This is a genomic window from Bradyrhizobium tropiciagri (assembly GCF_001189845.1).
GTDB lineage: Bacteria > Pseudomonadota > Alphaproteobacteria > Rhizobiales > Xanthobacteraceae > Bradyrhizobium > Bradyrhizobium tropiciagri.
In genome coordinates this window covers 39,608-59,557 of record NZ_LFLZ01000058.1, presented here as the reverse complement: position 1 = coordinate 59,557, position 19,950 = coordinate 39,608, and the positions used below count along the sequence as shown (strand labels likewise).

Annotated in this window: 20 protein-coding genes; 11 read left to right on the top strand and 9 right to left on the bottom strand. The window is 60.7% G+C overall.

Annotated features, from left to right (window positions below):
• Window positions 1-1,938: coiled-coil domain-containing protein (locus AKN84_RS33185; protein WP_050424675.1), on the bottom strand; the 1,938-nt coding region annotated here is incomplete at its 3' end.
• A gap of 532 nt (window positions 1,939-2,470) precedes the next feature.
• Here AKN84_RS33185 and AKN84_RS33180 point away from each other — a divergent pair.
• On the top strand, window positions 2,471-3,883 hold the full coding sequence (locus AKN84_RS33180; protein WP_050424674.1) for a mannose-1-phosphate guanylyltransferase/mannose-6-phosphate isomerase: 1,413 nt from the start codon (window positions 2,471-2,473) through the stop codon (window positions 3,881-3,883).
• Between the two features lie 701 nt (window positions 3,884-4,584).
• Complete coding sequence (locus AKN84_RS33175) at window positions 4,585-4,773, top strand: hypothetical protein (protein WP_050424680.1); 189 nt, start codon at window positions 4,585-4,587, stop codon at window positions 4,771-4,773.
• A 368-nt stretch (window positions 4,774-5,141) separates the two neighbouring features.
• Here AKN84_RS33175 and AKN84_RS33170 read toward each other — a convergent pair whose 3' ends face one another.
• The 4 genes from AKN84_RS33170 to AKN84_RS33150 form a co-directional block, all read right to left on the bottom strand.
• Entirely contained in the window at window positions 5,142-5,354 is a 213-nt protein-coding gene (locus AKN84_RS33170; RefSeq protein WP_244485649.1) for a hypothetical protein, read from the bottom strand.
• Window positions 5,355-5,606: 252 nt separating this feature from the next.
• The gene (locus AKN84_RS33165; RefSeq protein ID WP_050424673.1) at window positions 5,607-6,392 is read right to left on the bottom strand and encodes a hypothetical protein; all 786 of its coding nucleotides are present in this window, start codon (window positions 6,390-6,392) and stop codon (window positions 5,607-5,609) included.
• Window positions 6,393-6,732: 340 nt separating this feature from the next.
• Window positions 6,733-6,951, bottom strand: a complete 219-nt coding sequence (locus tag AKN84_RS46335) for a hypothetical protein (protein ID WP_128971372.1) — start codon at window positions 6,949-6,951, stop codon at window positions 6,733-6,735.
• A 679-nt stretch (window positions 6,952-7,630) separates the two neighbouring features.
• Entirely contained in the window at window positions 7,631-8,695 is a 1,065-nt protein-coding gene (locus AKN84_RS33150; RefSeq protein WP_050424670.1) for a hypothetical protein, read from the bottom strand.
• A 31-nt stretch (window positions 8,696-8,726) separates the two neighbouring features.
• On the opposite strand from AKN84_RS33150, the gene AKN84_RS33145 reads away from it, so the two are divergent.
• On the top strand, window positions 8,727-9,497 hold the full coding sequence (locus tag AKN84_RS33145; protein ID WP_157863371.1) for an SGNH/GDSL hydrolase family protein: 771 nt from the start codon (window positions 8,727-8,729) through the stop codon (window positions 9,495-9,497).
• Window positions 9,498-9,628: 131 nt separating this feature from the next.
• On the opposite strand, the gene AKN84_RS33140 is transcribed toward AKN84_RS33145, so the two are convergent.
• The 3 genes from AKN84_RS33140 to AKN84_RS47515 all read right to left on the bottom strand — a co-directional run bounded on the left by AKN84_RS33140 (window position 9,629) and on the right by AKN84_RS47515 (window position 12,394).
• The gene (locus AKN84_RS33140) at window positions 9,629-9,838 is read right to left on the bottom strand and encodes a hypothetical protein (RefSeq protein WP_050424668.1); all 210 of its coding nucleotides are present in this window, start codon (window positions 9,836-9,838) and stop codon (window positions 9,629-9,631) included.
• Between the two features lie 114 nt (window positions 9,839-9,952).
• Window positions 9,953-11,200: a DNA polymerase IV gene (dinB, locus tag AKN84_RS33135; protein WP_050424667.1), complete on the bottom strand. Its 1,248-nt coding sequence runs from the start codon at window positions 11,198-11,200 to the stop codon at window positions 9,953-9,955.
• Window positions 11,201-11,548: 348 nt separating this feature from the next.
• A complete protein-coding gene (locus tag AKN84_RS47515; RefSeq protein ID WP_050424666.1) occupies window positions 11,549-12,394 on the bottom strand; it encodes a hypothetical protein in 846 nt (281 codons plus the stop codon).
• Window positions 12,395-12,696: 302 nt separating this feature from the next.
• Between AKN84_RS47515 and AKN84_RS33125 the strand changes: the two genes are divergently transcribed.
• From AKN84_RS33125 to AKN84_RS33090, 8 genes are all read left to right on the top strand, one after another.
• Complete coding sequence (locus tag AKN84_RS33125) at window positions 12,697-12,963, top strand: hypothetical protein (RefSeq protein WP_050424665.1); 267 nt, start codon at window positions 12,697-12,699, stop codon at window positions 12,961-12,963.
• A gap of 252 nt (window positions 12,964-13,215) precedes the next feature.
• Window positions 13,216-14,346, top strand: coding sequence for a hypothetical protein (locus AKN84_RS33120; protein WP_128971369.1), 1,131 nt, complete (start codon window positions 13,216-13,218; stop codon window positions 14,344-14,346).
• Window positions 14,347-14,757: 411 nt separating this feature from the next.
• Complete coding sequence (locus AKN84_RS33115) at window positions 14,758-15,318, top strand: DUF5681 domain-containing protein (protein ID WP_050424663.1); 561 nt, start codon at window positions 14,758-14,760, stop codon at window positions 15,316-15,318.
• Window positions 15,302-15,787 (top strand): DUF5681 domain-containing protein, encoded by a 486-nt coding sequence (locus AKN84_RS33110; RefSeq protein WP_128971368.1) that lies wholly within the window; start codon window positions 15,302-15,304, stop codon window positions 15,785-15,787. Before AKN84_RS33115 ends, AKN84_RS33110 begins: the two co-directional genes overlap by 17 nt.
• 24 nt (window positions 15,788-15,811) lie before the next feature.
• On the top strand, window positions 15,812-16,276 hold the full coding sequence (locus AKN84_RS33105; protein ID WP_050424661.1) for a hypothetical protein: 465 nt from the start codon (window positions 15,812-15,814) through the stop codon (window positions 16,274-16,276).
• Complete coding sequence (locus AKN84_RS33100) at window positions 16,188-17,645, top strand: site-specific DNA-methyltransferase (protein ID WP_244485648.1); 1,458 nt, start codon at window positions 16,188-16,190, stop codon at window positions 17,643-17,645. Before AKN84_RS33105 ends, AKN84_RS33100 begins: the two co-directional genes overlap by 89 nt.
• A 221-nt stretch (window positions 17,646-17,866) precedes the next feature.
• On the top strand, window positions 17,867-18,169 hold the full coding sequence (locus AKN84_RS33095; RefSeq protein WP_050424659.1) for a hypothetical protein: 303 nt from the start codon (window positions 17,867-17,869) through the stop codon (window positions 18,167-18,169).
• Window positions 18,166-18,600 (top strand): PIN domain-containing protein, encoded by a 435-nt coding sequence (locus AKN84_RS33090; protein WP_050424658.1) that lies wholly within the window; start codon window positions 18,166-18,168, stop codon window positions 18,598-18,600. Before AKN84_RS33095 ends, AKN84_RS33090 begins: the two co-directional genes overlap by 4 nt.
• A 164-nt stretch (window positions 18,601-18,764) precedes the next feature.
• On the opposite strand, the gene AKN84_RS33085 is transcribed toward AKN84_RS33090, so the two are convergent.
• The gene (locus AKN84_RS33085; RefSeq protein WP_244485647.1) at window positions 18,765-19,808 is read right to left on the bottom strand and encodes a restriction endonuclease; all 1,044 of its coding nucleotides are present in this window, start codon (window positions 19,806-19,808) and stop codon (window positions 18,765-18,767) included.
• Window positions 19,809-19,950 lie beyond the last annotated feature (142 nt).

The window sequence follows — 19,950 nt, the reverse complement described above, 5'->3', positions numbered from 1 at the left end:
TTCCTTTTGCAGGTCGGCGGAAGCGTGCTTGCCCGCTACTTGCAGCCGCGCGGTCTCTTCGCCTGCTTGCGTCACCAGCGCGGTCTTGCTCTCGACATCACGTCGCGCCGCCACCAGGTCCTGCTCCAGCCTGTCAGCCCGCTGACGTGCCGCTTGCAGCAGGTTCTGCGCCTCTGCCGCGCCGGTCTCCGCCTCCCGTTTCAGGCGGGCTGTTTCATCGCTTGCCTTCGCCGCCAGTGCGGCTTGGGTCTCGACATCGCTGCGGGCCGCCGCAAGATCCTGCTGGAGCCGGGCCAATCGTCCAAGTTCGTCGGGTGAGGCCTTGTCAGTTGAAGCCGCGCCGCGTTCCGCCGCCCGCTTGAGCTCCGCCACTTCTTCTCCGGTCTTAAGGGCCTGTGCCTCGTATGCGTACATCGAGCTGCGCGCCTTGGAAACCTCCTGTGCCAGCGCGTCGGCCTTCGCGCGCGATTGCCTCAGATCGACAGCCATGGCTTCCACCGACAGCTTCTGACGCGAGACTTCCTCGCCGGCCTTTGCCGCCAGCGCAGTCTGGGCCGCCAGATCGCGCCGCGCCGCGGCGAGATCCTGCTCCAGCTGCGCTGACCGCTCTTCCTCCTTTTGCAGATCCGGCGTTCCACTCTCCGCGGCGGCCTTCAGCCGGGAGATTTCTTCGCCTGCCTTCGCCGCAAGCGCAGTCTGAGTCTCCAGATCACGCCGCGTCTCCGCGAGATCCCGATCCAGCCGCGCAGACCGGTCGCGCTCCTGCCGCAGGGATGCTTCCAGCTTTGCTGCGCCGCTCGCTCCGGCCGCCTTCAGGCGGGACGCTTCATCGCTCGCCTTCGTTGCCAGTGCGGTCTGGACCTCGAGATCACGTCGCGTTGCCGCGAGATCCCGCTCCAGCCGTGCAGATTGCTCGCGCTCCTGCTGCAAGCCGGCCGCGTCTCTCTCCCTCGACTGCCTGAGGCGGAACGCCTCCTCGGCTGCATTCATCGCCATTTTAGTCTGTGTCTCGAGCTGCCCTCGCGCGACCGCGAGATCTTGCTCGAGACGTGCGAACCTCTCCGGGTAGCGAAGCGGCCCGGTATCGCACGCAGTGGCTTGTCCGAGTTCGGCCAGTTCTCCTCCAGCCGCGTGGGCCTGAGCTTCGTAGGCCTGGATTGCAGTCCGCGCCAAAGAACGGCCGCTGGCCGGCACTCCGACCCTTGCGGGCGGTTGCCTTGTCTCGGCCGCGCCGCTCTTGCCCGTTCGCTTCAGCCGTGAAACTTCTTCGCCTGCTTGCGCCGCTAGCGCAGTCTGGATCTCGACATCGCGTCGTGCCGCCACGAGATCCTGTTCCAGCCTTCCTGCCCTCTCACGGGCTTGTTCCAGCGCACCCTGCAGCTCCACGGCACCCTGCACGCCCTGCTTCACCCGGGCAGCATCTTCGACAGCCTTGGTGGCCAGGGCCGTCTGGATTTCGACGTCGCGTCGAGCTGCGGCAAGACCCCGCTCCAACATCTCCGCCCGCTCGCGCTCGTGCTCGATGCGTTGCAACAGGCCAATGTCAAGCCTTGCAGTGGAGAGTTCGCAGGACAGGCTCTCACCCCAATTGGGCTCCTGGTCCGAGGGGGGCACACTCTGGCTGCCCGCTCCCTGCACTATCAGCGTCGACCGATTGGCACCGCCTTCGGCCCGCGGCGCAACTTCGGAATTGCCGTCCTCCGCCGCGGCAGCCGAGCTGATATTGGGAACGGCTAACGTTTGCTGTGCATCCGCCGCGAGACGCACCGGATCGGGCGACGCCCGTGTTGTTTCGGGTACCCACGCGGTTGCGAGGATGGCGACGGTCGTCGTCCAAAAGAGCGCGGGCTGTGCAATACTGAGCAGGCGCCGCGGCGGCGCGCTTGCGATGTCGCAGGCAGGGCTTACTTCACTATCGAGGACAACCGTGCGATCCATCCGCAATCACCTTTCGTATGGCGACACGATCTAACGAGATGCGGCGCTGGCGAGGCCGATCGCCCAGGCATTCATCGTCACTTGCGGCTTTTCTGGCTGTGGCTCTCGCCGCAATTGACGAGAGGCGGCAGGTTGCACGAGCACGGCCAGCACAAGCAACGGGGGTAACCCACCCTTTGCAATCCGTGCCACTGCTGCGATTACTTTACCCAACGGGCTCTGCCCTCGCCGATCCGAAATTTCGTCGTAGTTTCGTGCAGTTCGCCCGCGCGCGCTATTTCCCCCATGGAGGAGCCCACCTACTCCTTCCGGAGTATGCTCTGTGCATACCGCGACCTGACGCCGCAGAGGCGGGAGCATCACTCACGCGGGAAAACGCCGCTTGACGGCTGGGACGGAGTGTATCCGGTACGCCTGTCAGAGTCCGCACGGCGGCACGGATTCGTCGTGCTAGTGTCCTTCGTCGTTGGCATCGCGGCTACCTTCGCTCAATTTGTCTTTGACCATAAGCACGACAGGACTTCAGGCATCGATGGACCGACGAATTATTCCCCTGATCATGTGTGGCCGCGCAGGCACGCGGCTCTGGCCGGCGTCACGCGAAGTGCATCCGAAGCAGTTCCTGTCGCTGTTCGGAGCGCGCTCGACCTTTCAGGAGACGCTGCTGCGCGTCTCCGATCCGACCTTGTTCGAGCGTCCCATCGTGATCACCAACGAGGCCTATCGCTTCATGGTGCTGGAGCAGCTGGCCGAGATCGGCCGCGAGGCCGACGTGCTGCTCGAGCCGATGCGCCGCGACTCCGGGCCCGCCATTGCAGCCGGTGCCGCATTCGCGCAGAGCCGTGACGGCGAAGCGATCGTGCTGGCGCTCGCCGCCGACCATCTGGTGCGCGACACGCCGGCCTTCGTTGCCGCGTGCCGCGGCGGGTTGGTGGCTGCGGAAGCCGGCCGCATCGTGACGTTCGGCGTCAAGCCGGAACGGCCCGCCACCGAATACGGCTACATCAGCCCGGGTGAGGCGGTCGCCGGCGAGGTGCGCGCGGTGGCAAAATTCGTCGAGAAGCCGGATGCCGCGACGGCGGCAGGCTATATCGATGCGGGTTACCTCTGGAACAGCGGCAACTTCATGTTTCGCGCCAGCGTGCTGCTCGACGAGTATCGCAATGTCGATGCGGACAGCATTGCTGCGGTGGAGCAGTCGGTCGCGTCAGCGACGCGCGATCTCGGCTTCGTCAAGCTCGATGCATCGGCATTCGCCGCGGCAAAAGCGATCTCGATCGACTACGCGGTGATGGAGAAGACCGCTCATGCCGCGGTGGTGCCGGTGGCGTGCGGCTGGTCCGACATCGGCTCGTGGCGTCAGGTCTGGGAGCTGTCCGACAAGGACAGCCTCGGCAACGCGGCGCGCGGTGCGGCGGTGTTCGAGGACAGCCGCAATTGCAACGTCGCGACTGACCGGGCGCTGGTCGCGCTCGAAGGCGTCGACGATCTCGTCGTGGTCGCGACCCAGGACGCCGTGCTGGTGTCGCGCCAGAAGGACGCCAACGGGCTGAAGCGGCTGGTCGCGAAACTGAAGGTCGCCGCGCCCGAGGTGACCGAGAATCACATCAAGGTGCATCGCCCCTGGGGCTCCTATCAGTCGGTCGACAATGGCGACCGCCACCAGGTCAAGCGCATCATCGTCAAGCCGGGCGGGCGGCTGTCGCTGCAGAAGCACCATCACCGCTCAGAGCACTGGATCGTGGTGCGCGGCACCGCGCAGGTCACTGTCAACGAGCTGATCAAGACGGTGCACGAGAACGAGTCGATCTACATCCCGATCGGCGCGGTGCATCGGCTGGAGAACCCCGGCAAGATCCAGCTCGAGCTGATCGAGGTGCAGACCGGCAGTTATCTCGGCGAGGACGACATCATCCGTATCGAGGATGACTATCGGCGCAGTTGATCGCCTGGGCCTCAGTGCGGGCTTCACACTCGGCCACTCAGTATCTGAGTACGTAACGCCGCGATGCCGCGACCGGTTTTCAATTGACGTGAACATCTTCAGAAGGGGGCGCGGATGAGATGGCATTCCGAACGCTATGTTAGGAACGGTCGCCTGTTCTGCTGGGCGTACTGTCGGCGCAGTCCCATGATCTCCATTATGCACACCGAGACTTGAACCGGAGGCATTGTGGTTGCCAAAATTCACCGCGACTTCGGATGGTTCTGCCATAGCCCCAAACGCATTTCATGTTCGACAGCATACCTCGGAATTTCCAGCCAGCCATTTGTAGAGCAGAGTAATGGTTCTACGCTCGCTATATTGCTGCGGGAGTAAAGTGTGCATTGTCCGACTTTGATCGAACTGCAAGATGCAGATCACGACGGTGGCTTGATATTGCGGGGGGCTTTTAGTCTTTGATAGGCGGTTGGCGTGAAGCCGTTGCCAGTTGTGATTGCGTATCGATAGATGCTGATCCGCGGCTTCCGTGCGAAGCAGCTATCCGGCACGCATCATCGGCTTGAACCCTGCCCAGGATGGTTGAGTAAGATCACCGAAACGCCGTCGTGTTGGCGCAGAGACGGTTGCGAGACGACCTCCGGCCCACTGCGGTTCTTATGGAAGGTATTCGCCCCTATTTCCGATCCCCCATGGAGATCAAGATGACCGACGAGCAGTTGATGCGCCTGAAAGTTTACGGCAACAATGTCCAGCGCTATCGCCGATTGCTCAAAGGCAACCTGACCGAACAAGAGCGGCAATTCGTCGAAAGGCGCCTCACGGAAGAGCAGTTGGCGATCCAGAGGCTGAGGGCGGATGCCCTCGTACCCGGCACCTCAAACGCGATGTGAAGAGGTTGCTTCCAGCGCCAGACCATCGGTTGAAATTCAGTTTGGTTTTTCGAACCACAAGCAAGCCGATCGCAATGGCGTCGCCCTGACGGGCGCAGGGGCCGCTCTTGGGGTAAATCAAGAAATCCCGGCACGCTTTGAAGCCTTGAAGCGTTCCCGGGTCGTTCCGTCACGTCGGCCAGGCGATGCCTCACGCCAACGCCCAATGGCCAAAGTTGAATTTCGCGGCGGCCCAAGTTCCCCCACCGATGCGTCGCCATTTCGCCGCACTTCGTTCGCCCTGCCCAATTCTGTTCATATAACTTACTAGGTAACACGGATGTCATTTGTTCTCGATTTATCCCAACAACGATCATCCGAGATATCCATCACCGGCGAAGATTGGCCGCACTTGTAGGGAGTGTGTTCATCAACGCCTGCTTTACGAGCTCGGCCTGCTCCTTCGTCAGCTTCTCAGCGAAGCGGCCGCCTTTTTCTAGCTGTGCTGGCCCCTTGAGTTCTCGGTCGTAAACCATCCAGTCGGTGCTTCCTTTCCGAACCAGGAACCGGGCCGGTAGTGACGTTGTGTAGGTCAAAGACACCTCCCAATTCATCGAGCCACCGGTCCCAAAAATACCCACCTGGTGACGGTTTGTTCCTGAACTGGGAGACTGAAATTCCCAGCATCGCCCAAACTGCAAGGCGCATGCCCATACGTTGCTTCCGCGGTTAATCCTGACCCAGGGCGGCCGCAATGCCACGCCGGTTTCATCGAGCCTACAACCTACTTCGACTTCACATCGGCCGAAATGTCGGTTTACCGCGACAGCGGAATGAAGCGGCGACGGCGCGGATTAGCGCGCTGACCATGGCCATGCCGCAGGTTGTGGCCTGCTGGCTTGCGGCGGCGCCGGGGTTGGCGCCGGCTTATGCGTCTGGGTGACATTGGTCGGCCGCCGCGGACGCGGCAAGGGTATTGCGGAGGTTACCGTTGGTTGGTCTGACGTCTGCTTAGTCTCTTCAGGCTCCGCCTTTGGCGGCGAGGTGTTCGCGATCAGACGGGTCAGCTGTTCCTGGCTCGCGTTGAGCCGCTCGGTGACCGTCTTGCTTTCCTGCGTCATCTGAACTTGGACAGCCTTGATCTGGTCAACGACATTGTTGTTGCGTGCTATTTCCGCCTGTCCTGCCGCGATTTGGCTTGCCGCGCTATCATTGTCGCGGGCCAGTTGTTCTTGCCTCAGCCGTAGCTGTTCGACCACTTGCCTTAAGGAGGCGAGATCGTGCGCCATCAGTTGGAGTTGCTGTGCCAGATCGGGGGAAAGCACAACGGCAGTCGGCGCAATGTCGTTCGGCGAGGCTTGTGTCAGGGATGTGGGCTTTGAGGAGGGTACGACCGCCGTACCAACGGAGGACCACCACCAAGCACCGCCAACAATGGATGCCAGCAACACAAAACCGACGGAAGCTGGGTAGCGCCAATCTTTGAATCGATGAATCGTCGCCCGCAGCGCACGAGGCCCTTTTGTGCCGGTCGTTGGACTCGAAGGGCTCACTCCCGCTTCGCGCGCGAAGTTCGAAAGCTGCTCCTCCAAGCTCGTGAGCCGTCCTTCCGCAACCCGGTTATCCAGCATGGTATCCATTTGGTGCTCCGCAACAACTTCAACGTGATCCGACAGAGAGCAGAACCAAGGGCAACAATTGTCCCGACTGAGCGTCCATCAAAGTGCGCAAATGGGGGGCAAATGGGAAAGCGGGTAACGTACTGCAGCTCAGGCAAGCTGGGAAGCGGCTCGACGCGCTGGAACTCGCTAGGACTGCAACAAGCATTGGTCGCCCCGAACGGCTTCGCTGGTTCGGTCATCATGCTGGCGCAGCGTGTTGACGAGCGTCGACCCCTGCTGGGAAGCGACCAGGTTGGCTCGAAATGCGTGCCGGCTGAGCCCGTCACCAACCAGAAGGAACTCGTAGCCATAACCGTCTTCATCCCACCCTAACGAACGTCCATTCGGGGACTTCAAGCGGGAGGCCGCGGGCCGACGGATAATGGGAATAACCTCCGAGTAGGTCTTCGAGCGCAGCCACTGCCGAGTGATAGGATCCGAAATCCTCCTCTTCGAAGAAGAAGTGAAATCGCCCGTTGAGCGGCACGATCCGAAACGTGCCGCCCTTGGAGCGGAATTCCCAATAGCCTGATGTCATTGTCGCCACCAGACGCGCCGACGACCTGCCCTTACCGCCTCGGGCGTGTAGCCGATCAACCTAACGTCATGGCCATTGTGGAGGGCTTGGAATGTCATATGAAGAGCGCCTTCGAATCGGAACGATTCTACAGCGGAAGGACATTGTCAGCCAAAGCGCCGACCGAGTTGTCCATCGACTTTCGCACCATTGATCGGTTTTGGCCGCGGAATATGGCGAGAGCCATGTCTGCGTGGGGCAATGCGGGAAGGCTCAAGTTCGGTCGAAGCTCAAATTGCAGTTCGAACGAGCGCGCAGAACGCGTAGCGAAAAGGCTGGGGGTAGTGACCTCCATCCCGCCCTGTGGCCAGCGAGTTCCAGGCTAAGCCGTCCGCGCAATCGCGCATGTGCCGAGCGGGCAGACGCCCAAGACCGCCACGCGAGTCGCAGGCTTCTGCCCGCCGACCATAACCAAGTGGCTTGGTCAGCTGCGTTGCGAAGGCTAAAGGACTAAGAGATAACTCCTCACGCCTACATCGCAAGCTCGATTTACGCGGAAGATCTCGATCGATCTCAGCTCTCCGCGGTCAGTTCATGAGAGGTCAAAGGATCGCTAACGCACAAAAAGTGCAAACGCTTGACGAGCCCATACCTTCGTGACCGGCTTCGCTCCGGCGATTGCCACATCGAATCGCGCACCTCAATCCGCCATCCACCTGATGGAAGCCGGATCGGCGGGCCGCGTGGTGGTGTAGGTCACGAGGTCGTATCCTCGCTCGACGACGAGATCGGCGACTTCGACGAAGCCTTCGCCATTCTCTTCCTTCGAGCTATGAAGCGTGACATCGCTCAGGGGAACATCCTGGTTCGTCAGCGACAGCCTGACCATTCCCTGATGATCGCGAATTGGCCTGCAAATCGGAATCAGCCTCGCCTCGAAATTGGTCGGGTGATAGGGCTTGAGACGCAAGTTCTTGTAGAAGGTTCGATCTCCCTCGATCGACAGCACGCTCTTGCAGGCTGCTGAATTCACCATGAGCCCGCGGACCGATGAATCCGAGCCGATGTGGATCGGATACGTCTCTCCGCGTTCCAGCCTGACACCCGAGAACGTTATCAGCCTCGATGAATATTCGAGCGGAGTGCTCGGTATTTGATCCCTGAGCGGGACGCGGTCGTAAGCCGTGAATGCAAACGTGCGTTTGCACTTTGCGCTCGCCGCGTTTCGTATCTTAGTCAAGAAATTGCCAAGGTGCGTGGCTATCACCCCTGACAGGAACTCGGCCGGATGACTGCCGTCTGCATATAGTTCCTTCGCGTCCACGTTGTTGGACTTGACGACGGCGGCAATGACGTCCCTGACGTCAAGGTAGTACCAGTCCTGCTTCTGGCAGACTGAAATGCAGGCGGAGATGATCGTCCTCGACGCGTTGATGTCGCTTACCGGTATGCAAACGAAAACCGGCTCGCAATTGGCGCGTTTGGCAGAATGCCCAATCCACTCAACCCACTTCACAACATCGTAGTAGTCGATCGCATTGGCCGAAAGGAGCGAAAAATCGATGACGCACGTGTCGACTATGCAAAATTCCGAGCCTTTGAAGAAGTCGCCCTGGGCGAAGTAAGGGCCGAGCAAGGACGGAGATGCACCGATCCTTCCTGCTGATTTCACTTCAATTGTGTCATCAGCGTCCAGGAGCTTCTGGAAAAAGCCTGCCTTCAAGATGCTGTTTGACTGTCCCAGGATCGAAATGCTCAGCGACATCGGATTGACTGCCTTCAGATGGAACCGCGCAATGACATCGACAACGCCTGATGGAACGCTCCGCCACACCGCGTCAACGACATCAATCGTCTATGCCGCGGCGACGTTAGCAATGGTCGCGACACTCTGTCTACCGTCGGTGGGGCGAGCGCAGAGTGCGCGCGCTGCATGCGACAAGACCGATGCGCAATTCGCCGTGACACCGGCCATGCCGGACAATGCCGATGCTCTACGCAAATATGAGCGAAATGTGTCGGGCTTAACCAGCGATGTTTCGACGGTCATGCTCGGCGACTCGCTGGTCGAGGCGTGGCCGAAGGAGTTGTCAGCCTCGCTCGGCGCCGGGCCGGTGGCCAACCTCGGTGTCGGACGCGACAGGATTCAGAACACGCTCTGGTTCATCGAACACGAGCGCGAGCGATTGCGTAAGATCAAGCCGAGGTCCGTCATCGTGCTGGTCGGGACCAACAACATCTACCTCGACAAGCCGTGCGGCGTGATGGAATCCTATCAAAAGCTGTTTGAAGAGATCAGGGCGCTTTGGCCGAACGGCAAGATCTACTCGATCCAGATTCTTCCGCGAGGCGAGCAAATGAAGGGCGCAGCCGAGAACATTGGATCGGTCAATTCCGAACTCAGCCGAAGAAGCCGGGAGCTCGGAATCAGGACGATCGACGCCTCCAACATCGCATGCGGACGGACCACGCCGTGCGCCAATTACAAGAGCGATCTTTTGCACCTGACGCCGTCCGGATACGAAGCTCTGACCAGGATCGCGAAGGACGCCATCGGTTCATCATAGGCGTTCAACGCGGCTGCGCGGTAACGAGCGCGAGCAAGCGCTGCGCCAGCTCCGCTGACAACGATCGCCTGCCGCCATTCGTGCGGCAGGTAGACAGGACCGCGAGCGATCCTCGCGTCCGATCCGATCTCCTAGGTCAGCATCGAGATGATCGACTGCAGCTGATCGGATGCTGACGTCACGAGCCCGTCGAACGACGTCTGGCCATGGGCGGCCGCCCGCAAGATGCATTCGGCAACCGCCGCCTTGAGACCGAACACGGATTGATCGGCCGGGACGCTTGCCATCACCGTCTCCAACGCATCGCGCATCGTCTGGATCAGTTCGGCGCTGAACTTCATGGCTATCCTCCGCATGCGTAGGATAAACCGAGCGCGCCCGGGCACTACTCACAAGCCCGCGATTCCAAATTGCCCTTTCTTAATGCGATGACAAGCCGGTGAACCGGCGCAGAGCTAGAGATCTTTCTCGGCCAGCTTGCGGAAGTCGTCGGGCACCGAGCGAACGACCTCCAGCGCCGCCGAACCATATCCGATCGCATCCCAGCCGAAGCGATCGCGGACCTTGTCGATGGCACGGTCCGCCGCCCAGCGCGCCATCCCAGTCGGGCTTCCGGCGCGAAGCGCTTCATCGGCCAGTCCAAGCGGAAGCTCGAGCGCAAGATCCCAATGCTCCTCGAGGTGCGATACCGAAATCGCCAGCAGCGAAATGAACTTCTCGCTGGGGTGATCGGCCAGAGCTGCGCCCACCAGATTCTCGGCGAGCCGGGCGAGGATCATCGTCGTGCAGATCGGCGCATCGAGCGTCATCGAGCGCGTCACCGACTTCAGGTCGGCGAAACGGACGCGCACCGTGACGGTTCGCCCGGGCCGGGATTTCGCCCGCAGCCGCGTGGCGACGCGATCGGCGAGATGAAGCAGCGTCGGCCGAATGACTTGCTCGATCGCGGGCTTTCGGCCAAGCGCCGATTGTGCGCCCGCCGAGCGCGCGCGCCGATGCGGCTTGAGTTGTCGCGGATCGCGATTCCAGGACAGCGCCGCAAGCTTCTCGCCTGCCGCGGGACCCAGCAACCGCGTCAGTGAGCGCTCCGACAATTTGGCGAGTTGTCCGATCGTCGAGACGCCGATCGCGTCCAGCCGTGTGCGGGTGACCGGTCCTACGCCCCACATCAATTCAACCGGCAATTCGTGAAGGAAGCCGAGCTCGGCGTCGGGATCAACGACGACAAGTCCATCGGGCTTGGCAACCTGCGAGGCGATCTTCGCGAGGTGCTTGGTGCGGGCGACGCCGACCGAGATCGCAAGGCCGAGCTCGGCGCGCACGCGCCGCCGGATCGCCGCGGCAATTTCGGCAGGCGCTCCGAACAGATGCGTACAGCCGGCAACGTCGGCAAACGCCTCGTCGATCGAGATGCGCTCGACCAGCGGCGTGAAGTCGCCGATCACCTTGATGGCCGCGTCACCCAGCCGTTGGTAATCGCTGAAATGGCCGCCGACGAAGATGAGCTGCGGGCAGAGCCGGCGAGCTTCCCGTCCCGACATGCCACCGTGCACCCCGAAGGCCTTGGCCTCATAGGACGCTGCAAGCACAACGCCGCCCCCGACGGCGATCGGCTTGCCTTGCAGCGACGGCTCGAGCAGCTGCTCGACCGACGCGTAAAACGCATCCAGGTCCGCGTGAAGGATGGTGGCTGCGGCTGCCATCTCGGCCCGTTCACCCCTGACCTGAGCAAGACCGCCCGTTCTTGGACGCTACGACAGCCAAAAGAACAAATCAAGAATATAGGTAGTGGGTCAGTTTGATTGTGGCGGTCGGCGGGGATGGTAAATAACCGGCTCTGGGGGCATATTTGCTTCGATGATACGGTGGCTAAAAGCGGCTTTGATCATTTTCGGCCTCTGCGCCGGATGGATGGTCATTGGTTACTTGATCATCGATGCTGATGAAGATGATCTCGTTCAAACCACCATGGCGCACAAATCGCATCGTACAAATGACCCCAAAACGCCCTAGAGACCCCAACTAGCTCGCCAAGCGAATCATTGATATCGCTACAGGCGAAACGCCCGACCGCGATCCTGCGCCCGAGGAAGAGGGGAAAGACCCGGCTGCGGTGGCGTTGGGTAGGCGCGGTGGGAAGGCGAGGGCCGCAACGATGTCACCCGAAAAGAAGGCTGAGATCGCCAAAAAGGCCGCGTCCGCCAGATGGCGTCGCAATCCGCAGGAAAGCTAGCCTCCGGGATAAGTCCTTCGCGAATGCCGCGCATCAGAATGTACGGCTGCATCATCGGATCGGTAAATCGGTATCTTCGTTGACGCACTGAACCACGCCTTATGAGGATCGGTCCGCGAGCATCGGACATAAACTCAGTAAGGTGGCGCTGGAAATTAGCGTGCTTAACTTCGCGCTCAAGAATTTGGGAAAGCGGTTCGATCACGCTTGTAGCAGAGAACAACCCGCTTTCATTTCGATTTGCCATCGCGCAGGCCAGCAATACCTCCCTGAATTGGGAGTCAGTTTGGTTGCTGGTCACCGCATTATGATAATCGTCATAGTAAAACTGCTCGGTATCTTCGAGAAATTCGTCCATCGCCGAATTCAAGACTTCATTCGTTATCGACAATTGCTTCTTGATAGCGGCGACCTTGAATGCCTGCTTGCCCAGCATATGCACGTAGTAAGGCAATCCATAGGATAGCTTTATTATCTTGTTTCTCACGTTGGGGCCGAGTTGAAACGGCGTCAACTTGAGTCGCGTATCTATGATCTCGCTCAACTCGAAATCCATCATTCGCTCCAACTTAATTGGCGTGAGCGCGCGTCGAATGGATTCGTGATCGGCGATCAGTTGGCTTATGTTCTCGGCTACGCCAACGAGAATGATGGTAGCCGGCACAGCGTAATCGTGAAGCGACTTGATTGTCGCAGGCGCACGCGCCGCTAGCGATGCCGTCTTCGTCAGCGGGCGTTGGCGTCCGCTACGCGTCGACGCACATCTTGGCTCGCGCGATATCGAAGCGAGACGGCAGACGCTGGTGATGGCGCCACCGCGAGGTGGTTGGCAGACCGCTCGGCATCCACGATGGCACGCTTGGCCGAAGACGCGCGCGACGACGCACAGCTCTCGCATCTCCGCTGCGCTGGTGCGCGCGGGCCGGCATGCTTTGACGAGCAGGCTTTTTCGGGTAGACATCTTGAATGACCGACCACTCTCATCAGGTGGACTTCCAGGCTGCGGCCTACCTATACAAATGGCCTTCTCTCGGCAATTCCAGGCGAGAGGGTCGCGCGCCGTATATGATCGTCAACGGAACGCTCGACCAATGCATTCGGGACTTCATGGGCAAGCCCGAGAAGACCCGACATCTCTACGAGATCCGGACCAAGTCGCAGCCTCCCCTCGTCCCCGAGGTGCTGTCGCCCGAGCACGTGATCGAGCTCTCCAGGCTTCGGGAATTTCTCTGAGCTGCGCCGGTGGACTTTGGTCCCGGCAGTCGCGTTCACGGGCGGACTTATCCATCTGTCGTGCGCCTGAAGGCGGATTGTTTGCCCGCGGGGCAACCGCTACACTCGCCTGGCTCTCCGACTGATGGACGTCCACGACGGCATGTTTGATCTGCTTCGACCTCCGCTGAGGTTCGCACGTCGCCCGCACGGGAGAGCAACGCCTGCACGACCGCTTGATGGGACATCGAGGGGCGCCACATGAGATTCAACTTGGCGATCCTGAGCGTGCTGGCCGCAAGACCCGAGCAACGGATCCCGCTCGAAGAGGTCAGCCGCGAAGTCAAGCGCATGATCGCCGCGGGCGATGCGGCCACGAAGTTGAAGCGATCGTCCGAGCTTGGCGACGCCGACGTGTTCCAATCCGGATGGGCCTCGATCAATGAGACCGGGCTGCAGATCACGGACTCCGGCCTCGCGCTGTGGCGCTCGCTCGAAGCGTCCCGCGCCGAACAGGAACTCGCCGAGCAGGAGATCACCGAACAGGAGCTCGGCGAACCGCAGGCGGAGCCATTGGAAATTGCTGCGGCCGACACGCGCGATGCGACCGGCGATGCTGTGGTCAAGCAGCCCGACGATATTGCTCGCCAATTGCCGCGCCTCATGGAAGAGCTTGCCGATCGCGCGAACGCGAACACAAACCGCCTAACTGCAGCACCCGCCCTGCCCGCACGCGCTCCGATCGTCCCCGAGCCGGCATTTGGCTCGATTCATCCGACGGATCGAAACGATTCTCGGCTGTCGCAACTTGCCGGGTGGCTGGGCGCCAGAATGCCCAAGCTCCGCCGCGCGCGGAAACGGCGATCCGCGAACGACGGACCGGATCGACGCAGCGAAAGCCGCGGCGGAATGACGGGGCTGGCCGTTGCGTGCCTCAGCCTGATTTCAGTCGTTGCGTGCGTGGCCGCAGCGATCGCGCTCGGCCAGATCTCCACGTTGAAGTCGGACAATGCCGCGCTGCGTCGGGAGCTGATCCCGCTGAGGGAACGTCTTGCAAGGCTCGAACAGGACGCAGCCAAGCGCGAAGCCGCGCAACAGGAAGAAGCGCGGGACAAGGCCGAGGCGGAAAAGAGAGCGACGATCAGCGAGCAGACCGCACTCAATCTCTCGCGGGAGGAAACCCAATTGATCAAGGAGTACATCAAGGCAGCGCCTTCGGCCGCTCCGGGCGGGCCGCCGATCAACGTCGGCGATCCCGCGAGCGGCGGAATGATTCCGCTGCCATCACCGCTGACCGAAAAGATTCCGAGACTCGTCGGCGCGAGATTTGCCATCCGCAACGGCGCCATCATCATCAGCACGCGAAACAGCCGCCGCGTCGACGCCGTGCTGACCCCGAACTAACTGACCTAACGGGAATTAACAGGGCAAATACGAAAAATGCGCCCCATTGGCGCACAACCCCTTGAGCCAAAATACTGGAAAATCGGGATTTTTTCGCGCAATTCCCGACAAACGCGTCACGGGAAAATTGGCTTTCATCGAGCGGGAAAGTCCGCTCCAGGTGCGGCAAAGCTCCCCCCAAAAGGCTCCCTCCGCTCTGCAGGTTAACCTCATTACCAAATATGTTTGACGCTGAAAAATCCGAGCCTATATGTGCTCTTGAGCCGGTCGGCCAATCCTGACCGACAGCCCCCCAGAAACCAAATCGACGATGATCGCAACTGACGCGGCTGACCCGCGATTCGGCGTGCATCGGCTTTTGGGCTGTGCCCGGGCCGCTCGCGTCCGCGGTGCAAAAGATGGAGCGGCGCGATGAGCAAGAATGACGATGAGGCTTCCGGCGGCGAAAGCGAACCGCACGAAACCTACGAGGTCGGTTATGGCAAACCGCCCAAGGCGACCCGTTTTGGGGTACGGGCGCAACCGTTGCGGCCGGGCCGGCGCCGAGACAAACAGCGCGCTCCTGATGTTGCCGCGCTGCTGGACCGGCCGATCGAGGCCCGCATCGATGGCAAAATCACCAAACTGCATCCGCATGAGGCGGTGCTGCACGGGTTGTTCAAGCGCGTGGTCGCGGGCGAAATCCGTGCGATCAAGCTGTTTCTGGAACAATGCAAGCGGGCCAAATTGCTCGATCCGCCGCCGCAAATCGTCAGCCGCTCCGTCATCGTGGTCCCCGATGGCATACCCATGCCGCTTGCTGCATGGCTTTTCAAATGCGCCGGTCCCCCGCCTTGGGATGGCAAACGGTTCGAGCTCCTTAGGGACGAATATGAGCGCGATGTCGCGTCCATCGAACAATTGAAAGAACAAGCAAAGGCGATCCATCGGAGCGCGATGGATCAAGGAGGCGTGCATGATGACCAAGCCTAGAAGGAGATCGCCACCGATTGCGACCCAATTTCGCAAAGGGACCTCTGGCAACCCCAAAGGCCGGCCCAAGGGGGCGGTCAGCATCGAGCGGCTAACACGCCAATTCGCGCTCAAGACCGAATGCGTCAAGATCGGCGGTAAGACGGAACGAATGACCCGGCTTGAGATCGCAATCCTCAAGCTCAAGGCGGTGGCTGCGACCGGAAACACCGCGGCCGCTGTCCAAATCGAATGGTTGCGCGGCCTTACCGCTCCGGAAGCGCTTGAAATTGAAGGTCCCGTACTCCTGTCACCAGAAGCCCTGACAGAGGAAGAGTGGATCAAGCGGCAGGAGGAAGCCAACAAGCACAAGAAAGAACCGGGCACCGAGATCGACGTGGAGACAAACGAATTTCTCAAAGCCGCCCGCGGCGGACCGTCGCCCTTGGGCGAGGCTTTGCTGGCGTTTCATGAGAAATATTCGATCTAACCGATCTGCCCCCTTGGTGATCCGATGGACGATGTATCCAAACCCACGGTATCCAAACCCACGCTTTACGACCTGTTCGAGGATACCAGCCTGCAAAACTGCCAGCGGCTCCTCGAAGCGGGCGAAATCCCTACCCCGCAGCAGCTCGCCGGCATCCTGTCGGTCAACGCAGATCGGCCTTTGCCCGCCTGGTTTTTGGATCTGGTCGCAAAGAGCCTCCGAGGCGAGTTGAAACGAAGGGCTGGTCGACCCAAAGAGCGTCTGATCCAGCAAATTCGATTTGCCGCGGCCACCGCGGATTACCGGGCTTACCTCGGCTGGCTAACCAAGCGAGACCGAACTTCGGGCCTTCGCGGCTGGTCGATCCTGCGCGAGCAGGATTGGTGGTCCGGACCGCCGCATGAGCGGGCCGCAAAAATTGTCGCCAGAAAGTGGCGCCTCCCTATCAGCTGGCGGTCGTTTCTCAATCGGATCTCTTCAGACAAATAGGGCTCGTATTATCCTGAATGATCCCGCCGCCGCGGTAGGTCTCCCTCGTGAACCAAAATGGGAGACCAACATGTTAGAAGACCCACGCTGGAACAGAAAGCTCGACCTTACCTATCAAAAGACCTGCGATCTAAATCCGCGCGCCACCAATCCGCGCACCCATTCAAAGAAGCAAATCGCGCAAATCGCAAAGGCGATCCAAAGATTTGGATTTACCAATCCTGTCCTGGTCGACGACAACAATGGTGTGATCGCGGGGCACGGCCGCCTCGCGGCCGCAAAGACCATCGGCCTTGCCGAGGTGCCAACCGTTCGCCTCTCGCAGATGAGCGAGGGCGAAATCCGTGCCTATGTCATTGCGGACAACAAGCTTGCCGAAAACGCCGGCTGGGATCGCAGCCTGCTCGGCCTTGAGCTGCAGTACCTCTCGGATCTCGACATCGATCTGGACGTTACCATCACCGGCTTTGAATTACCTGAAATCGACATCCTGATTGGCGAGGCGACCAACGCCGCGCAGGATGCCGCGGACCTGCCGATCCCGCCGCCCGAGGGACCGGCGATCAGCCGGCCCGGCGACATCTGGTGCATCGGGGCGCACCGGCTGATCTGCGGCGATGCGACCAAGGGTGAGACCTACCAGACCCTGCTCGGCGATGCGCGCGCCCAAATGGTCTTCTCCGATCCGCCCTACAATGTCCCGATCGCAGGCCATGTCGGGGGGCTCGGCCAAATCCAGCATCGCGAGTTCGCCATGGCCTCGGGCGAGATGTCGGATGGCGAGTTCACCAACTTTCTGTCCGAGGTCTTCGGCCACCTGGCGGCCTATTCCGATGACGGCGCCATCCATTTTCAATGCATCGATTGGCGCCATATCGCGCATATGATGAGCGCCGGTCAGGCCGCCTATACCGAGCTCAAAAACATCTGCGTCTGGGTCAAGAGCAACGCCGGCATGGGCTCTCTCTACCGCTCGCAGCATGAGCTCGTCTTGGTCTTCAAGGCCGGAACGGCGCCGCACCTCAACAACATCGGGCTTGGCAAGTACGGCCGCAACCGCAGCAACGTCTGGAGCTACGCCGGTGCGAGCGGCTTTGGCGATGGCCGCGAGGACCTTGCGCTGCACCCAACCGTCAAACCCGTTGCCTTGGTCGCCGACGCCATCCGCGACTGCTCCCATCGCAAAGCCATCGTGCTTGATCCGTTTGTCGGTTCAGGAACCACCTTGATCGCCGCCGAGCGCACCGGACGGGTCGGTTATGGCATCGAGCTTGACCCACAATATTGCGACGTCGCCGTGCGGCGCATGCAAACGGCGTGCGGCCTAAAGGCTGTATTGGAGGCTACGGGCGAGCCATTCCAACGCTAAAGCATCGTTGCGAAAACGGGCGCGATCCAGACTGCCTCCGCCGCGAGGACCTCATTCTCGATCCGCGCAGACGCCCCTTATGCCGCCGATGAGGGATCGGCAGACCGCAGATTTTGCTGCAAGATCGCGACGGCGCATCCGGCCCGCCTTGTTGGCAAGAGGACACCTTGTTTCCGAGACGATTATCGGCTATATATCCAGATATAGAATGGAGGTCCGCCATGGGCAACGTCGCACAGAGGAGAGCAATCCAGAACTACCGTGCCCGACTGACGCAGCGCGGCTTCACCCGCTTCGAGGTGATGGCCTTGGACGCTGACCGAGAGCTCATCCGCACGCTGGCTCGGCGATTGGCCGAAGAGGGGCCGCAAGCCGAGCAGGTGCGTGCAGCCGTCAAGACCGCCGTCACCGGTGAGCCGCCAAGGCCGGCCCGTATCCTGACCGCTTTGCGTCGGTCGCCCCTCGTGGGCGCAGGCCTCGATTTTCCCCGCCCGCGCGAAAAGGGACGCAAGGTCGATCTGTGACGCGCTATCTCCTTGATACCAACATCATCAGTAATGTTGTCAGGCCCAACCCCGCTGAATCCCTGTTGGCCTGGTGGGCGGAGCAGCAAGACGAAAATCTATTCATCGCGTCGCTTACGGTGGCGGAAATCCGCCGCGGCATTCTCGAAAAGCCGCGCGGCAAGAAGCGGGATGCGCTTGATGCCTGGTTTACCGGGTCGGAAGGCCCGCAAGCCTTGTTCGCAGGTCGCATTTTGTCGTTCGACGACAAAGCGGGTCTCATCTGGGCGCGGCTAATGGCCGACGGTAAGGCCACCGGTCGACCTCGCAATGGCCTCGATATGATCATTGCGGCTGTTGCCGGCGCAAACGAATGTCTCTTGGTGACAGATAATGAAAAGGATTTCGCCGGTATCCAAATCATAAACCCAATGCGAGGGACGACCTCATAAACAACCCATCGATTGATTATGTCTCGGACCGTGGCCGTCGCTCCCGCACCTGCTCGTCCCCCAGCATATGGTGTGAATCAGCGGCGAACATTCCGCCCTGCGGACACGAGTTGAATGGGGCACCTGGTGGATCAGGTTCTGCTCTTGATCAATTATTCTGGTTGCTAGATCAGGCGGTCAGACAGCCAGCGCAGCAAACCGGCGTCGATCGCCGCGCTCGCTATTTGGTCGGCCGACCAAACACGGACCTTCGTTGCGGCGGGCCCTCTGATCGGACGAGCCGCGCTGTGATAGATAAAGAAGAAGAAATCGCAGCTTGCCTCACGTTCGAACCGGCCAAGATAGTCGTCGAATTCAGCCTGCGAGGTTTGCGACTTGATTTGCACCCAGGCGGTTTCGCCGATGATCGGCTGCCTTAAGATCAAATCGACGTCCGCCTGGTTGCCGCCGAGCAAGCTTATGCGCTGCCAACCACCGCGGGAGAAGATCAAATCGATCAGCGTCTCGAAATCCCGCCAGTCCAGGCGACGCACCATGGCGGCGACGGTTGTGGTCATGTCCGACAGCAATTGATCGCTCTCGGCGCGCAGCGGCTCGTCTTCGCCACGGATCCGTCGCAACAAATAATCCGCCTGCCGGACTGCGCAGATCGTCATCTGGTAATTCGCGGTGCTGGTCAACGCCGAGCTTAAGCTGCGCGAGGTCAGCGGCACCCCGCCAAGGCTGGTGCACCGCCAGCCGCCGCGGGTGCGGCGGAACCGGGCCGGTGCATCATAGTCTTGATCGCCTGCAATCACTTTTGCATCCGCGAACGTCCACCAAAGATGTCCGTCCGCTATGGTCACCCATAGTGTATCTTCGCCCATCGAATAAAACGCCTGGAGCTCACGCAGGCCCTGCCCCACTCCGGTTTTCGTTCGGCCCATCGTAATGAGCTGTTCGCGTACCCTGTCCCAATCGCCTTGCGCGCAAGCCGTATGGGCTACGGCGCGATATCCGAACGGTAGAATGCCCGCCCTTATGGCCTCTCCGGCCCATTTGCCGCCCTCACCCAGCTTGATGTAACGCACCGCGCCAACGTTGAAGGCCGTCATTTCGTCTGCGTTGCCCTGGTAAGGACCGGTGCTTGCAACGGCTAGCGAACGGCTCCCGTTCCGCCCGCCCGGCTCCTCGATACGGCTTCCTACACCGCTGCTCTGTGTCGCCATCTCCGCCAATCCCAACATCACCATCGCGCACTGGTCTGTTCGCTCGTTCCGGTCCTCAAGTCGAGCGAACGTCCCGAACTCTAACGGATTACGGTTAATAATATCCCATTTTGGGATAATCCGAATCCAGGATCAGATTGCC

Bases quoted from the DNA above. Each gene is read 5' to 3' on its own strand.
- AKN84_RS33140 (WP_050424668.1), bottom strand. From the start codon at position 9,838: ATGAAGTTCAGCGCCGAACTGATCCAGACGATGCGCGATGCGTTGGAG.
- AKN84_RS33180 (WP_050424674.1), top strand. From the start codon at position 2,471: ATGGACCGACGAATTATTCCCCTGATCATGTGTGGCCGCGCAGGCACG.
- AKN84_RS33110 (WP_128971368.1), top strand. From the start codon at position 15,302: ATGATGACCAAGCCTAGAAGGAGATCGCCACCGATTGCGACCCAATTT.
- AKN84_RS33115 (WP_050424663.1), top strand. From the start codon at position 14,758: ATGAGCAAGAATGACGATGAGGCTTCCGGCGGCGAAAGCGAACCGCAC.
- AKN84_RS33105 (WP_050424661.1), top strand. From the start codon at position 15,812: ATGGACGATGTATCCAAACCCACGGTATCCAAACCCACGCTTTACGAC.
- AKN84_RS33100 (WP_244485648.1), top strand. From the start codon at position 16,188: ATGAGCGGGCCGCAAAAATTGTCGCCAGAAAGTGGCGCCTCCCTATCA.
- AKN84_RS33165 (WP_050424673.1), bottom strand. From the start codon at position 6,392: ATGGATACCATGCTGGATAACCGGGTTGCGGAAGGACGGCTCACGAGC.
- AKN84_RS33175 (WP_050424680.1), top strand. From the start codon at position 4,585: ATGACCGACGAGCAGTTGATGCGCCTGAAAGTTTACGGCAACAATGTC.
- AKN84_RS46335 (WP_128971372.1), bottom strand. From the start codon at position 6,951: ATGACATCAGGCTATTGGGAATTCCGCTCCAAGGGCGGCACGTTTCGG.
- AKN84_RS33125 (WP_050424665.1), top strand. From the start codon at position 12,697: ATGACCGACCACTCTCATCAGGTGGACTTCCAGGCTGCGGCCTACCTA.
- AKN84_RS33150 (WP_050424670.1), bottom strand. From the start codon at position 8,695: ATGTCGCTGAGCATTTCGATCCTGGGACAGTCAAACAGCATCTTGAAG.
- dinB (WP_050424667.1), bottom strand. From the start codon at position 11,200: ATGGCAGCCGCAGCCACCATCCTTCACGCGGACCTGGATGCGTTTTAC.
- AKN84_RS33085 (WP_244485647.1), bottom strand. From the start codon at position 19,808: ATGGCGACACAGAGCAGCGGTGTAGGAAGCCGTATCGAGGAGCCGGGC.
- AKN84_RS33145 (WP_157863371.1), top strand. From the start codon at position 8,727: ATGACATCGACAACGCCTGATGGAACGCTCCGCCACACCGCGTCAACG.
- AKN84_RS33095 (WP_050424659.1), top strand. From the start codon at position 17,867: ATGGGCAACGTCGCACAGAGGAGAGCAATCCAGAACTACCGTGCCCGA.